This window comes from Sphingopyxis sp. H073 (genome assembly GCF_001468395.1).
Taxonomy (GTDB): domain Bacteria; phylum Pseudomonadota; class Alphaproteobacteria; order Sphingomonadales; family Sphingomonadaceae; genus Sphingopyxis.
On sequence record NZ_LNSG01000001.1, the window covers coordinates 51,527 to 65,280 of the forward strand.

The following is a 13,754-nucleotide window of genomic DNA, read 5'->3' on the forward strand; positions in this document are numbered from 1 at the left end:
ACCTGCGCTCTTACCCGCTCAGCCGTCCTTTGCAAGAAAGCGCAGGATCGCCTCGGCGCCGCGCCGCGCCGCGCCGGCGGGATCGCCGCCGATCGATTCCGCGAGCCGTTGGCATTGCGCCGGGCCATAGAGCTTGTGACGCGCCTGGGCCGCGTCGAGCGCAGCCCCCAGTCCTGCGGGATCGTCGAGGACGTCGCCGAGCGTCCAGAACAGATAGTCGGGGTCGCCGCGCCAGTCGACGTCATGCGCGTTCAGGAACAGGCACGGCCGGGGCTTCGCGAGAAATTCGTAAACCTGACTGCTGACATCGCCAAGATAGATGTCGGCGCCGCCGGTATAGCTCATGTCGAACAGGCGATCGGAGCCGAGGTCGATCTGAATCTTGTCCGGCACCGCGCGCTCCATCACCGCCTCGCGCTCGGAATCGCTCGCCTCGGCGAACAGACGGACGTGCGGGGCGACCACGAGGTTGTAGCGATCCTGCCCCGCGAACCAGTCGATCACCGCGGCCCCGAACTTGTCCCACGACGACAGTGCGCGCTGGAAATGCGGGGCGTAGAGCACGGTCGGCCGGCCATTGTCGAACAGCGGCGGGCGCGATTTTTGCAGCCGCGCCATCAGGTCGAGCTTCACATAGCCGTTCACCGCATAATGGCCCGGCCTGATCGTTCCGGCATCGAGCAGACGCTTCTCGCTCTTTTTGCCGGCGACGAGCACGAAGTCGAAATGGCGGTCGCGCGGGTCGAGCATGATTGCGCGGTCGCCCGCGCCATGCGGCGTAAAAACCAGGCGGGTGCGTCGAGGCAGGAAATGGCGAATGGCGGTCGTCGTTCGTTCGGGCACCACGATCGCGTCGAAGCCGCGGAGGAACGGCAAGGCCCCCAACAGGATCGGCAGCCGCGGGTTGCGCATGATCCCCGCATCGCGCAGCCAGCGCGCCGGACCTGTCTGGCCGAGCAGGGTGATGCGCGGGTCGAACCCCGGATAGACGAGATCGATCTGTTTGAGGATGCGCAGATGGTCGGGGCCGGCGACTGCCACCTCGACGTCGGCACCCATCTCCGCCATCTCTGCCGCAATCGGCAGGGCGTGGAAGATGTGGTGCGGCTCGCCGATAAAGGGGAAGATTATGCGCATGGTTGCGCCTCGGGACTCTCTTCAAAATCGAGCGCCTGCCAGCCATGCTCGGCCGCGATGGCCGTCAGCTTCGCCTTGCGGCCGATCAACCAGGCCTCGGTCGCGAGCGCGAACATCGGGGCATCGCTGAGATGGTCGGAATAGGCGCGGACGTGCCTGGTTCCGCCCGGGGCGTTCGCGTCCAGCCACTCACCGATCCGGCGCGCCTTTTCGGCGCCATAGCAATTATGGCCATCGATTTCGGGAAGCCAGTTGCCGTTGGCGTCACGGCGGTGGCGCGTCGCCAGCACCGCATCGAAGCCGAGCGCGTCCGCGATCGCGCCGGCGTAGAATTCGGGGGCGGCGGTCGCCATCAGCAGGCGAAAACCCTGATCCCGGTCACGGGCGATGGCGGCGCCTGCCCCCGGCGGGACGTCGGTGGGGACGCGCCACGCGGCGAAGCGCGCCGCAAGGCCGTCCGCCTCGCCCGGGGTCAGGTGCGTGCCGAGAAACAGGCGGAAGGCGGCGGGCTTGAAACGGTCGCGGCCATAAAGGCGCAGCGCATAGCCGATAGCGAGCGCGGCATAGAGCGGCAGCAGGAGCAGGCGCGCGGGCGCGCGCGTCCATGCCGCCCACAGCAGGAACAGGGTGAAGGTCGGCGTTCTAAGCACCGTCCGGTCGAGATCGTAGATCGCGATGCGGAGCGCGTCGGCGGGCGTCGTCATGCCGGGTCTCCCGCCTCCGCAACCCGGGCATCGGGACCGATCAGCCGCAACCGGCGTCCCGTCTTGCCGAGCGAGGCGCGGTCGGCATAGGGCAGGCCGAACCGCACCGACAGCCAGATCGCGCCGACCGCGATGGCGATGATCAGCGGCAGCGCGACCGGATCGGGAAGGCGGCTCACGAGAAGGGCCAGCGCGCCCGCGACGATCGTGATCGCAAGGCCGCGCAGCGCCACCATCGGGAACTGGTGGTCGAAGGGATGCAGCCCTTCGCCGATCGCGAGCTGCAGCATCGGAATGCCCGCCATCACGACGAGGCCGATCGACATCGCGAGCGTGACGCCGGTCAGCGCGTCGACATGGTCGACGAACAGCCAGCCCGCGCCGACCGCGACAAGCACGCCGAGCAGGCTGGCGGTCAGCTGGTGGCGGAACGCCGCGACAACCTGCAGCACCGGAAGCGAAATGCCGACGACGGCCTCGATCGCGCGCGCGATGAACAGGATGATCACCGCGCCCTGCGCGACATGCGCCTGCGCGCCGAACAGGCTGAGCAGCGACGAACTGCCCGCCGCGAGCACCGCCGCCATCGGCAGCGCGATCGCTGAAATCAGCCGCGTCGCATAGGCATAGATATCGGCGACCTGCTCGCGCCCGCCGCGCTCGGCACTCGCGGCCAGCGGCGCCACGACATAGGCGAAGGCAATACGGACGAGCTGGACGACGCTCGACAGCTTGCGCGCGATGGTGAAAAGACCGGCCGCGGCGGCTCCCGACGCCCCCGGGAGCATCAGGTTCAGGATCAGTGCGGGTGCGTCGCCGAACAGCCGCGTGATGATGTTCGACGGCAACACCGACAGCCCGGCCCAGAAGGTGTTGCGTTCGACCTCGCTGCCGCGTCCGCCGCGGAACAGGTCGCCGAAGCTGTAATAGCGACGGAGCAGCCGCACGCTGAGGATCGCGGTGACCGCGAGCGAACAGAGGTGGGCGATGAACAGCCCCTCGAGCCCGAAGCCGAGCGCGAAGAACAGTACCGCGAACACCACCCGCATCACCTGTTCCCAAACGATGCGCAGGCGGATTTCGGCGCCGAACACCATCCGCGCGCGCAACGCCGAGGTCGCGATCTCGACGAAGGCCCAGAGCGGCAGCGCCCAGACGAAAATCTGGATCGCAGGGGTGACGAGGGCGCGGTCCTTTTCGGCGACATTGAGCCAGGGCGCGAGGTCGGCGGCGAAGATCGCGATCAGCGCCGAGACGACCAGGCAGGGGCCGACCCCGAACAGCAGCGCGGTGCGCAGCGCCGCCGCGGCCTCGGCATCGCTCGCCGATTGCGGCACGGTACGCTGCATCGCGCTCGTCATGCCGAGGTCGAAGATATTCTCGATCAGGTTGATGGCCGCCCAGAGCACGGCGTAGAGGCCGAAGCCTGCGAGGCCGAACATCAGGACATAGAGCGGCTGGGTCACGATCTCGACCACCGCGCCGAGCCGCGCCAGCACGGTCGTGCCGAGCCCGCGCGCGACGTGGCGGTTGGTAACGGCGGGTTGAACGGCCTCTTCGCTCATCGGCTGCGGCCCTAGCGGCTTGCGCGGACGGGTGCCAGCGGCTTTCGCCTTTGCGGACATGAACCCCTTGTCGACTCCGTCTTTCGGGTCTAGTCCGACCGCGACTGCATCAAGGGAGCCAGAGACATGGCCGAATTTCGTCTGCCCAGGAACAGCCGCCCGAAAAAGGGCGGGACGGTCCACAAGGCCGAGGGCGCGACCAAAGTCCGGAAGTTCAAGGTCTATCGCTACGATCCCGACAAGCGCGAGAACCCGCATTTCGACACGTTCGAGATCGATCTCGAAAAATGCGGCCCGATGGTGCTCGATGCGCTGATCAAGATGAAGAGCGAGCAGGACTCGACCCTGACCTTCCGCCGCTCGTGCCGCGAAGGCATCTGCGGTAGCTGTTCGATGAACATGAACGGCAAGAACGGCCTCGCCTGCACCACCGCGATCGAGGATCTGAAGGGCGATATCCAGATCACCCCGCTGCCGCACATGGAGGTCATCAAGGACCTCGTCCCCGACTTCACCCATTTCTATGCGCAATATGCGTCGATCGAGCCCTGGCTGAAAACCAAGACGACGACCCCGAGCGGCAAGGAGCGGCTGCAGTCGCCCGCCGAGCGCGAAAAGCTCGACGGGCTTTACGAGTGCATCCTCTGCGCATGCTGCTCGACGAGCTGCCCGAGCTATTGGTGGAACAGCGACAAGTTCCTCGGCCCCGCGATCCTGCTTCAGGCCTATCGCTGGCTCGCCGACAGCCGCGACGAATATACCGGCGAAAGGCTCGACGAGCTGGAAGATCCCTTCCGCCTCTATCGCTGCCACACGATCATGAACTGCTCGAACGCTTGCCCCAAGGGGCTGAGCCCCGCGCGCGCGATCGCCGAGATCAAGAAGCTGGAAGCCGAGCGGCAGGTCTGATGCGTCGCTGGCTGCCAGCGCTGATCGCGCTGGGGCTGGCTGGCTGCGCGGCAGAATCCGCCGTCGAAACCGTGCCGCCGCCGCGTGCCTATGCGCATGGCATCGGCGGCGCGACCTTCCTGATCGGCGGGACGTTTCCCCCCGGCCGCTCGCCCGACGGCAACAGCCTGATTCTCTATGGACCCGAGGGTGCCTTCCTGATCGACAGCGGGCGCCGCGCCGAGCATCTCACCCTGATCCGTCAGGGGTTCAGCGGGATCGGCATGACGCCCGTCGCGATCATCAACACGCACTGGCATCTCGACCATGTCAGCGGCAATCCGGCGCTGAAGGCGGCTTTCCCCCAAATCGAGGTCTATGGAACGTCGGCGATCGACGGCGCGCTGTTGGGGTTCCTCGCGAAGAGCGCCGAAGCATCGCGCAAGGCGCTGGCCGAAGGCGCCATTCCGGCCAACGCGATCCCCGATGTCGAGGGCGATCTCGCGACGATCGCGCGCGGCGCCGAACTCAAACCCGATATTGTCGTCGACGAGTCCCGCGATGTGCTGATCGCGGGCCGGCCGCTATCGCTGCGCGTAGCCAACCATGCCGTTACCGAACGCGATCTCTGGATCTACGACGCGGCAGAGAAACGCGCGATCGTCGGCGATCTTGTGACCGTGCCGGTGCCGTTTCTCGATACAGCCTGCCCCGAGGGTTGGCTGCAGGCGCTCGACGAGGTGGCGAGTTCGGGGGCCGAACAGGTCGTGCCCGGGCACGGCCCGATCATGCCGATCGCCGATTTTGCCATCTGGCATCGCGCTTTCGTCGACTTTATCGCTTGCACGCGCGGCACGGGCGCGCTTGAGGGCTGTTCGGCCGGCTGGGCGGCGGGCGCCGCGAAGTGGATCGCGGACGACACGCCGCGCGCGAGGGCGATGGCCGATTATTATGGCGAGCTGATACGCTCGGGGAAACTGGACGGATATTGCAAGGCATGAATGACGGGATCGAGGAGCCGAAGCGCCGCGAAAATTTCAGCGCCGAGGAACTGGACGGGGGCTGGATCAGCTGGAACCTCAAGGACAAGGACCGTTTCAACAGCTTCATCGAACCGCTGTCGGTGCGCTCCGAGCGCCCGACCGAGGATGGCCGTCCGCGCGCACGGGTGCGGATGTTGCCCGAGCGTCGGCACAGCAATCTGGGCGACAATGTTCACGGCGCGGTGACGCTGGCGCTGGTCGACGTCGCGCTGTTCGCGGCGTCGCACCAGTTCGGCTCGCTCGACGCCGGCCATTCGGTGACGCTCGACCTGTCGACGCAATTCGTCGGCGCGGGGCGCGTGGGCGAGCCGCTCGACGCGATCGTCGAACTGGTGCGCGAAACCGGTCGCCTGATCTTCCTGCGCGGGCTCGTCGTGCAGGGCGAAGGCGACGGCCATATCGTCCTGACCTTCGCCGGGACGATCCGCAAGGCGAGCAGGAAGTGACCGGCGTCCTCGCCGCCTATGACCGGCTGGTCGCGTCGGGCGAACTCAAGCCCGATCCCGAGCAGCGCGGCGCGGCGGTGCGGCTCAACCGCTTGCAGGAGGAGCTCGAGGCGGCGCCGCCGCGCGGCAGCCTGCTGTGGCGGATCGCGGGCCGCAAGCCCGACAGCCCGCGCGGCGTCTATCTGTGGGGCGCGGTCGGGCGCGGCAAGTCGATGCTGATGGATCTCTTCTACGACCAGCTCCACATCCAGCGGAAGCGGCGCGTCCATTTCCACGCCTTCATGCTCGACGTCCATGCACAGATGCGCGAGGTCAGGAAGACCGAGAGCGGCGACCCGATCCCGCAGGTCGCCGCCGCGCTGACGCAGGATGTCCGCTGCCTCGCCTTCGACGAGATGGTGGTGAACAACAGCGCCGACGCGATGATCCTCTCGCGCCTGTTCACCGCGCTGATCGACAAGGGCGTCACGGTCGTCGCGACCTCGAACCGGCCACCCGGGGATCTCTACAAGGACGGGCTCAACCGCGAGCATTTCCTGCCCTTCATCGCGCTGATTGAAGCGAAGCTCGACGTGATGGGTTTGAACGGCCCGACCGACTATCGCCGCGACCGGCTGGGCGACGGCGCGCGCTGGTTCGTGCCCGCCGACGATGCAGCAAGCGCGGCGCTGTCGGCGGCATTCTTCCGCCTCACCGACTATCCGCCCGAGGATCGCGCCAATGTGCCGACGCTCGACCTCGACGTCGGGGGCGGGCGGACGCTGCACGTGCCGAAGGCGCTGAAGGGCGTGGCGGTCTTTTCGTTCAAGCGCCTGTGCGGCGAGGCGCGCGGAGCATCCGATTACCTCGCGGTCGCACGCCATTTTCATGCGGTGATCATCGTCGGCATCCCGCGCATGGGGCCCCAGAACCGCAACGAGGCGGCGCGCTTCGTGACATTGGTCGACGCGCTCTACGAGTATAAAGTCAAGCTGCTCGCCAGTGCGGCGGCGATGCCCGACGAACTCTATGTCGCCGGCGACGGCGCGTTCGAGTTCGAGCGCACGGCGAGCCGTTTGTCGGAGATGCAGTCGGACGACTATCTGGCGCTGGGCCATGGCCAGGATGACGTCGCGGGTACCCTTTCCCCGGCGGGATGACGTGACCGTCATTGCGTCGAAATCGCGGACGTGACGTCGCTCGTGCGCAAGGAAGCCGTAAAGGAGCCTGCCCCGACGAGCGCCCGGCCACATGATTAAATGATATTGCGAACTATTTGCATAAAAACCCTGATTTTGGTCCTTTTCGCGGTTGTTTCGTTAAGGGAATCGGCGTAGTGGCGGCCCGAGTCTTGGGATCGGAATGGCGGCTTTAGCCCGTGGCCGCACCGGTCCGATATTGCATTGCCGGGCTTGCCACAGAAGGGAGTGCCGCGCGCCATGGGACGCAAGAAGATCGCATTGATCGGAGCCGGGAATATCGGCGGAACGCTGGCGCTGCTCGCCGCGCAGAAGGAACTGGGCGATGTCGTCCTGTTCGACGTCGTCGAAGGCGTGCCGCAGGGCAAGGCGCTCGACCTGTCGCAGGTCGGCCCGATCGCCGGTTTCGACGCGAAGATCACCGGCTCGAACGACTACAAGGACATCGCGGGCGCCGACGTCATCATCGTCACCGCGGGTGTCGCGCGCAAGCCGGGGATGAGCCGCGATGATCTGCTCGGCATCAACCTGAAGGTCATGAAGGCCGTTGGCGAGGGCATCAAGGCCAACGCCCCCGACGCCTTCGTCATCTGCATCACCAACCCGCTCGACGCCATGGTCTGGGCCCTCCGTGAGTTCTCGGGGCTGCCGCACAACAAGGTCGTCGGCATGGCGGGCGTGCTCGACTCGGCGCGCTTCAGCCACTTCATCGCCGACGAATTCGACGTGTCGGTGAAGGATGTGAACACCTTCGTTCTCGGCGGTCATGGCGACACGATGGTTCCCGTCGTCCGCTATTCGACCGTCAACGGCATCCCTGTCCCCGACCTCGTCAAGATGGGCCTGTCGTCGCAAGACAAGATCGACGCAATCGTCAAGCGCACCCGCGGCGGCGGCGGCGAAATCGTCGCGCTGCTCGGCACCGGTTCGGCCTTCTACGCGCCCGCAGCCTCGGGCATCGCGATGGCCGAAGCTTATCTCGGCGACCAGAAGCGCATCCTGCCCTGCGCCGCCTATGTCGACGGCCAATATGGCGTCGACGGCCTCTATGTCGGCGTGCCGGTGATGATCGGCGCGAACGGCGTCGAGAAGATTGTCGAAATCGAACTCGACGATGCCGACAAGGCCGGCCTGCAGGTCTCGGTCGACGCGGTCAAGGAACTGCTCGACGCGTGCAAGTCGCTGGATCCCAGCCTCGCCTGATAATTTGCTCCCCGGCGAAAGCCGGGGTCCATTCTCCCCAGCTGGACCCCGGCTTTCGCCGGGGAACGCGAAACGGAAGCCAGACTATGTCCATCCTCATCGACAAGAATACCAAGGTCATCACGCAAGGGATGACCGGCGCCACCGGCACCTTCCACACCGAACAGGCGCTTGCCTATGGCACGCAGATGGTCGGCGGCGTGACCCCGGGCAAGGGCGGGACGACGCACATCGGGCTGCCGATGTTCAACACGGTCGAAGAAGCCAAGCATGCAACCGGCGCGACCGCGTCGGTCATCTATGTGCCGCCGCCGTTCGCTGCCGACTCGATCCTCGAGGCGATCGATGCCGAGATCGAGCTGATCGTCGCGATCACCGAAGGCATTCCGGTGCTCGACATGGTCAAGGTGAAGCGCGCGCTCAGCGGTTCGAAGTCGCGGCTGATCGGCCCGAACTGCCCCGGCGTGCTGACCCCCGAAGAGTGCAAGATCGGCATCATGCCCGGCAACATCTTCAAGAAGGGCAGCGTCGGCGTCGTCTCGCGCTCGGGCACGCTCACCTATGAAGCGGTGTTCCAGACCTCGAACGTCGGGCTCGGCCAGACCACCGCGGTCGGCATCGGCGGCGACCCGGTCAACGGCACCAACTTCATCGACGTGCTCGAACTCTTCCTTGCGGACGAAGCGACCAAGTCGATCATCATGATCGGCGAAATCGGCGGCGACGCCGAGGAACAGGCCGCCCAGTTCCTGATCGACGAAGCCAAGCGCGGCCGCAAGAAGCCGATGGCCGGCTTCATCGCGGGCCGCACCGCACCTCCGGGCCGCCGCATGGGCCATGCCGGCGCGATCGTGTCGGGCGGCAAGGGCGACGCTGAAAGCAAGATCGCGGCGATGGAAGCCGCCGGCATCAAGGTGTCGGCGAGCCCTTCGGAACTCGGCACCACGCTCGCCGAAGTGCTGAAGGAACGCGTCTGATTTTTGGGCCAGCCTCTCTTTCGTGTTCCCCCGCGAAGGCGGGGGTCCATGAGAGGTCGCAATGGGTCCCCGTCTTTGCGGGGACACTCGGATGGGAGGTTTGGGAATGGTTCGACCCGGCTTTGTCTACATCATGGCAAGCCGGAAAAATGGCACTATCTATATCGGCGTGACGAGCGATTTGCCGCAGCGGGTTTGGCAACACCGCGAGGGCGTAATCGACGGTTTTACGAAGAAATATGGTTGCAAGCTGCTGATCTGGTTCGAGGCATTCGAGAGCATCCACGACGCCCGGCAGTTTGAAGCACGAATGAAGAAATGGAATCGGGCGTGGAAGATTGCGCGCATTGAAGAGCGGAATCCCGAGTGGGCCGATTTGTTTGAGACGTTGGTTTAGTCGTGTTTCCCCGCGAAGGCGGGGATCCATAGCGAGGTTGCTTGGACCCCCGCCTTCGCGGGGGAGCACGAGCGTTGAGTATTGTATGGACATCATCCCTGCCTTCGCAGGGGCACAGCGAGTGTAAGATTATGAACCTCGAACGACAAAGCTTCGACGTCGATGAAGTCCAGGCCGGCCCCAGCTGGGCGCCGAAGAACTGGCCGCAGATCGACAGCGACGACCTGACCGCCGCGCTCGACCCGCAGCAGATGCAGGTCGCGGTGAAGGCCGCCGCCGCCAAGGCCGGTGCGCCCTTGTCGAACGCCGAGGTCGAGCGAGCGGCGAACGATTCGATCCGCGCGATGATGCTGATCCGCACCTATCGCGTCCGCGGCCATCTGGCGGCGAACCTCGACCCTCTCGGTCTCAGCACGCGCGAATTGCCCGCCGATCTCACGCCCGAATATCATGGCTTCGTCGGCGCCGATCAGGACCGCCCGATCTGGATCGGCGGCACGCTCGGCCTCGAAAAGGCGACGATCCGCGAGATCGTGGCGATCCTGCGCGCGAACTACTGCGGCAATGTCGGCCTTGAATATATGCACATCGCCGACATCGAGGAGCGCCAGTTCCTGCAGGAACGGATGGAGGGCGCCGACAAGATCATCGAATTTTCGGTCGAGGGCAAACGCGCCATCCTGAACAAGGTGATCCAGGCTGAGGAGTGGGAGAAATTCCTCGCGCGCAAATATGTCGGGACGAAGCGCTTCGGCCTCGACGGCGGCGAATCGATGATCCCGGCCATGGAATCGATCATCAAATATGGCGGCCAATATGGCGTGAAGGAAATCGTCTATGGCATGGCGCACCGCGGGCGCCTCAACATGCTCGCGAACGTCATGGCCAAGCCGTACAAGGTGATCTTCCACGAATTTGCCGGCGGCAGCGCGAACCCCGACGACATCGGCGGTTCGGGCGACGTCAAATATCACCTCGGCACCTCGACCGACCGCGAGTTCGACGGCATTTCGGTGCATATGTCGCTCGTCCCCAACCCCTCGCACCTCGAGGCGGTCGATCCGGTCGTGCTCGGCAAGGTGCGCGCCCAGCAGGTGGTGCGCGACGACCTCGACAAGCATGAGCAGGTGCTGCCGGTGCTGATCCACGGCGACGCGGCCTTCGCTGGGCAGGGGATCGTCTGGGAATGCCTCGGCTTCTCGGGCATTCGCGGCTACAACACCGGCGGCTGCATCCACTTCATCGTCAACAACCAGATCGGTTTTACGACCAGCCCGCAGTTCGCGCGCTCGTCGCCCTATCCGTCGGACGTCGCCAAGGGCGTCCAGGCGCCGATCCTGCACGTCAACGGCGACGACCCGGAGGCGGTCACCTTTGCGTGCAAGCTCGCGATCGACTTCCGTCAGCGTTTCAAGCGCGATGTCGTGATCGACATGTGGTGCTATCGCCGCTTCGGCCATAACGAGGGCGACGAGCCTTCGTTCACGCAGCCGCTGATGTACGAACGCATCCGCAAGCACCCGCCGGTGTCGCAGCTGTGCGCCGCGAAGCTGGAAGACGAAGGCGCGATCGACGCCGGCTGGGCCGACGCCCGCCGCGCCGAATTCGTCGCACAGCTCGAAGGCGATTTCGAGGCGGCGAAAAGCTACAAGCCGAACAAGGCCGACTGGTTCGCAGGCCGCTGGTCGGGCCTCTATGCCCCGACCGATCCCGAGGGCGCGCGCCGCAACATCGCGACGGGCGTCTCGGACAAATTGTTCGACGCGATCGGCCGCACGCTGACGACGATCCCCGCCGACCTCGAAGTGCACAAGACGCTGCGCCGCGTGATCGACGGCCGCGCCGCGATGTTCGCCGACAAGAGCGATACCGAAATCTTCGATTGGGCGACGTCCGAGGCGCTCGCCTTCGGCACGCTGCTCAGCGAGGGCTATCAGGTGCGCCTGTCGGGCCAGGATTCGGGTCGCGGCACTTTCAGCCAGCGCCACGCCGTCTGGGTCGACCAGAAGGATGAGCATAAATATATTCCGTTGACGACCGTGCCCCACGGCCGGTTCGAGGTGCTCGACAGCCCGCTCTCCGAATATGGCGTGCTGGGCTTCGAATATGGCTATGCGATGGCTGACCCCAAGAGCCTCGTGCTCTGGGAAGCGCAGTTCGGCGACTTCGCCAACGGCGCGCAGATCATGATCGACCAGTTCATCGCGGCGGGCGAGGCCAAGTGGCTGCGCGCCAACGGCCTCGTGATGCTGCTGCCGCACGGCTACGAAGGGCAGGGGCCCGAGCATAGCTCGGCGCGTCTCGAACGTTTCCTTCAGCTGTGCGCGGGCGACAATATCCAGGTGTGCAATATTTCGACCCCGTCGAACTATTTCCACGTCCTGCGCCGCCAGATGCTGCGTCCGTTCCGGAAGCCATTGGTCATCATGACGCCGAAGTCGCTACTCCGCCACAAGCTGGCGGTGTCGCAGCGCTCCGACTTCATCGGCGACGCGCATTTCCGCCGCATCATGTCCGACCGCACCCCGCCCGCCGACGCCGATATCAAGCGCGTCGTGCTCTGTTCGGGCAAGCTCGGCTACGACCTGATGGAAGCGCGCGATGCGGCGGGCCAGACCGACACGACGGTGATCCGCATCGAGCAGATCTATCCCTTCCCCGGCGAACCGCTTGCCGTCCGCCTGAAGCGGATGCCGAAGCTGGAAGAAGTCGTCTGGGCGCAGGAAGAGCCGCGCAACAACGGCAGCTGGTTCTTCGTCGAACCTTTTATCGAGGAAGCGCTAAAGGAAGCCGGTTTCAAGGGCATGCGTCCGCGCTACGCCGGCCGCGCTGCCGCCGCCTCGCCCGCGACCGGCCTGATGAGCCGTCACCAGACCGAACAGTCGGCGCTCGTCGCCGATGCGCTCGGACTTTCGGTTCGGGCCGAAATCCGCCGCGCCAAGAACAAAGCCTGAGCCAGAGCTTAAGCCCTAAGGAACGCACAAGATGAGCACCGAAGTCAAAGTCCCCACGCTGGGTGAAAGCGTCACCGAAGCGACGATCGGCGAATGGCTGAAGAAGCCCGGCGAAGCGGTCGCGCTCGACGAACCGATCGCCAGCCTCGAAACCGACAAGGTCGCGGTCGAGGTGCCTTCGCCCGTCGCGGGCGTGATGGGCCAGCAGCTCGCCGGCGTCGGCGACACGGTCAATGTCGGCGCGGTGATCGCGACGGTCGAGGCTGGCGGCGCGGTCGCTGCCGCTCCTGCGCCTGCCGCCGCGGCTCCCGCGCCGGCGCAGGCGGCCCCGGCAGCGCCCGCTCCGGCGACCGCGAGCGAAGACGGCGTCACGACGCTGTCGCCCGCCGTCCGTCGTCTCGTGCTCGAACATGGCGTCGACCCGACGAAGATCCAGGGCACCGGCAAGGACGGCCGCCTGACCAAGGAAGATGTGCTCGCCGCCGCCAGCGCCGCGCCGGCCGCCGAAGCCGCTCCGGCACCGGCGCCTGCTGCTGCCCCCGTTGCGAGTGGTGCGCCGGGCCGTCAGGAAGAGCGCGTCAAGATGACCCGCCTCCGCCAGACGATCGCGAAGCGGCTGAAGTCGGCGCAGGAAACCGCGGCGATGCTGACGACGTTCAACGACGTCGACATGTCGGCGGTGATCGCGACGCGCGACCGCTATCGCGAAAGCTTCGAGAAGAAGCATGGCGTGCGCCTCGGCTTCATGAGCTTCTTCACCAAGGCCGTCGCGCTCGCCGCGCATGACATTCCGGCGGTCAACGCTCGCATCGAGGGCGACGAGATCGTCTATCACAATTACCTTGACGTCTCGGTCGCGGTCAGCGCGCCGAACGGCCTCGTCGTGCCCGTCGTGCGCAATGCCGACAGCATGAGCTTCGCCGAGATCGAAAAGGCGATCGCCGACCTCGGCAAGCGCGCAAAGGACGGCACGCTGACGATCGACGACATGACCGGCGGCACCTTCACCATCTCGAACGGCGGCGTGTTCGGCGGCCTGATGTCGACCCCGATCATCAACCCGCCGCAGTCGGCGGTGCTCGGCCTCCACCGAATCGAGGATCGCCCGGTCGTCCGGAACGGCGAGATCGTGATCCGCCCGATGATGTATCTGGCGATGAGCTATGACCACCGGCTGGTCGACGGACGCGAGGCCGTGACCTTCCTCAAGACGATCAAGGAAGCGATCGAGGATCCGACGCGTTTGCTGATCGATTTGTAAC

The 13,754-nt window shown here is 65.8% G+C and carries 12 protein-coding genes; 9 read left to right on the plus strand and 3 right to left on the minus strand.

Going from position 1 to position 13,754, the window contains the following annotated elements:
* Positions 1-18: 18 nt before the first annotated feature.
* The 3 genes from ATE64_RS00265 to ATE64_RS00275 are packed head-to-tail and all read right to left on the minus strand — an operon-like array spanning position 19 to position 3,406.
* Complete coding sequence (locus ATE64_RS00265) at positions 19-1,137, minus strand: hypothetical protein (RefSeq protein ID WP_058455583.1); 1,119 nt, start codon at positions 1,135-1,137, stop codon at positions 19-21.
* A complete protein-coding gene (locus ATE64_RS00270; protein WP_058455584.1) occupies positions 1,128-1,841 on the minus strand; it encodes an HAD-IB family phosphatase in 714 nt (237 codons plus the stop codon). Before ATE64_RS00270 ends, ATE64_RS00265 begins: the two co-directional genes overlap by 10 nt.
* Complete coding sequence (locus ATE64_RS00275) at positions 1,838-3,406, minus strand: oligosaccharide flippase family protein (RefSeq protein ID WP_058455718.1); 1,569 nt, start codon at positions 3,404-3,406, stop codon at positions 1,838-1,840. Before ATE64_RS00275 ends, ATE64_RS00270 begins: the two co-directional genes overlap by 4 nt.
* 126 nt (positions 3,407-3,532) lie before the next feature.
* Between ATE64_RS00275 and ATE64_RS00280 the strand changes: the two genes are divergently transcribed.
* From ATE64_RS00280 to odhB, 9 genes are all read left to right on the plus strand, one after another.
* Positions 3,533-4,315, plus strand: a complete 783-nt coding sequence (locus ATE64_RS00280) for a succinate dehydrogenase iron-sulfur subunit (RefSeq protein WP_058455585.1) — start codon at positions 3,533-3,535, stop codon at positions 4,313-4,315.
* Positions 4,315-5,295, plus strand: a complete 981-nt coding sequence (locus ATE64_RS00285) for an MBL fold metallo-hydrolase (RefSeq protein WP_058455586.1) — start codon at positions 4,315-4,317, stop codon at positions 5,293-5,295. The genes ATE64_RS00280 and ATE64_RS00285 overlap by 1 nt, the downstream gene beginning before the upstream one ends.
* Complete coding sequence (locus ATE64_RS00290; protein ID WP_082657517.1) at positions 5,292-5,783, plus strand: PaaI family thioesterase; 492 nt, start codon at positions 5,292-5,294, stop codon at positions 5,781-5,783. Before ATE64_RS00285 ends, ATE64_RS00290 begins: the two co-directional genes overlap by 4 nt.
* Positions 5,780-6,922 carry a cell division protein ZapE gene (gene zapE, locus ATE64_RS00295; protein ID WP_058455587.1) on the plus strand — a complete coding sequence of 381 codons (1,143 nt, stop codon included), beginning with the start codon at positions 5,780-5,782 and terminating at the stop codon, positions 6,920-6,922. The genes ATE64_RS00290 and zapE overlap by 4 nt, the downstream gene beginning before the upstream one ends.
* Before the next feature lie 279 nt (positions 6,923-7,201).
* A complete protein-coding gene (gene mdh, locus ATE64_RS00300; RefSeq protein WP_058455588.1) occupies positions 7,202-8,164 on the plus strand; it encodes a malate dehydrogenase in 963 nt (320 codons plus the stop codon).
* 86 nt (positions 8,165-8,250) lie between these two features.
* Positions 8,251-9,141 (plus strand): succinate--CoA ligase subunit alpha, encoded by an 891-nt coding sequence (gene sucD / locus ATE64_RS00305; RefSeq protein WP_058455589.1) that lies wholly within the window; start codon positions 8,251-8,253, stop codon positions 9,139-9,141.
* Between the two features lie 106 nt (positions 9,142-9,247).
* Complete coding sequence (locus tag ATE64_RS00310; protein ID WP_058455590.1) at positions 9,248-9,538, plus strand: GIY-YIG nuclease family protein; 291 nt, start codon at positions 9,248-9,250, stop codon at positions 9,536-9,538.
* A 131-nt stretch (positions 9,539-9,669) separates the two neighbouring features.
* Positions 9,670-12,492, plus strand: a complete 2,823-nt coding sequence (locus ATE64_RS00315) for a 2-oxoglutarate dehydrogenase E1 component (protein WP_058455591.1) — start codon at positions 9,670-9,672, stop codon at positions 12,490-12,492.
* 31 nt (positions 12,493-12,523) lie between these two features.
* Positions 12,524-13,753 carry a 2-oxoglutarate dehydrogenase complex dihydrolipoyllysine-residue succinyltransferase gene (odhB, locus tag ATE64_RS00320; RefSeq protein WP_058455592.1) on the plus strand — a complete coding sequence of 410 codons (1,230 nt, stop codon included), beginning with the start codon at positions 12,524-12,526 and terminating at the stop codon, positions 13,751-13,753.
* Position 13,754: the final 1 nt, after the last annotated feature.

Excerpts from the sequence above, each read along its gene's own strand:
- ATE64_RS00270 (WP_058455584.1), bottom strand. The coding sequence starts at position 1,841 with ATGACGACGCCCGCCGACGCGCTCCGCATCGCGATCTACGATCTCGAC.
- mdh (WP_058455588.1), top strand. The coding sequence starts at position 7,202 with ATGGGACGCAAGAAGATCGCATTGATCGGAGCCGGGAATATCGGCGGA.
- ATE64_RS00285 (WP_058455586.1), top strand. The coding sequence starts at position 4,315 with ATGCGTCGCTGGCTGCCAGCGCTGATCGCGCTGGGGCTGGCTGGCTGC.
- odhB (WP_058455592.1), top strand. The coding sequence starts at position 12,524 with ATGAGCACCGAAGTCAAAGTCCCCACGCTGGGTGAAAGCGTCACCGAA.
- ATE64_RS00280 (WP_058455585.1), top strand. The coding sequence starts at position 3,533 with ATGGCCGAATTTCGTCTGCCCAGGAACAGCCGCCCGAAAAAGGGCGGG.
- ATE64_RS00265 (WP_058455583.1), bottom strand. The coding sequence starts at position 1,137 with ATGCGCATAATCTTCCCCTTTATCGGCGAGCCGCACCACATCTTCCAC.
- ATE64_RS00315 (WP_058455591.1), top strand. The coding sequence starts at position 9,670 with ATGAACCTCGAACGACAAAGCTTCGACGTCGATGAAGTCCAGGCCGGC.
- sucD (WP_058455589.1), top strand. The coding sequence starts at position 8,251 with ATGTCCATCCTCATCGACAAGAATACCAAGGTCATCACGCAAGGGATG.
- ATE64_RS00275 (WP_058455718.1), bottom strand. The coding sequence starts at position 3,406 with ATGAGCGAAGAGGCCGTTCAACCCGCCGTTACCAACCGCCACGTCGCG.
- ATE64_RS00290 (WP_082657517.1), top strand. The coding sequence starts at position 5,292 with ATGAATGACGGGATCGAGGAGCCGAAGCGCCGCGAAAATTTCAGCGCC.
- ATE64_RS00310 (WP_058455590.1), top strand. The coding sequence starts at position 9,248 with ATGGTTCGACCCGGCTTTGTCTACATCATGGCAAGCCGGAAAAATGGC.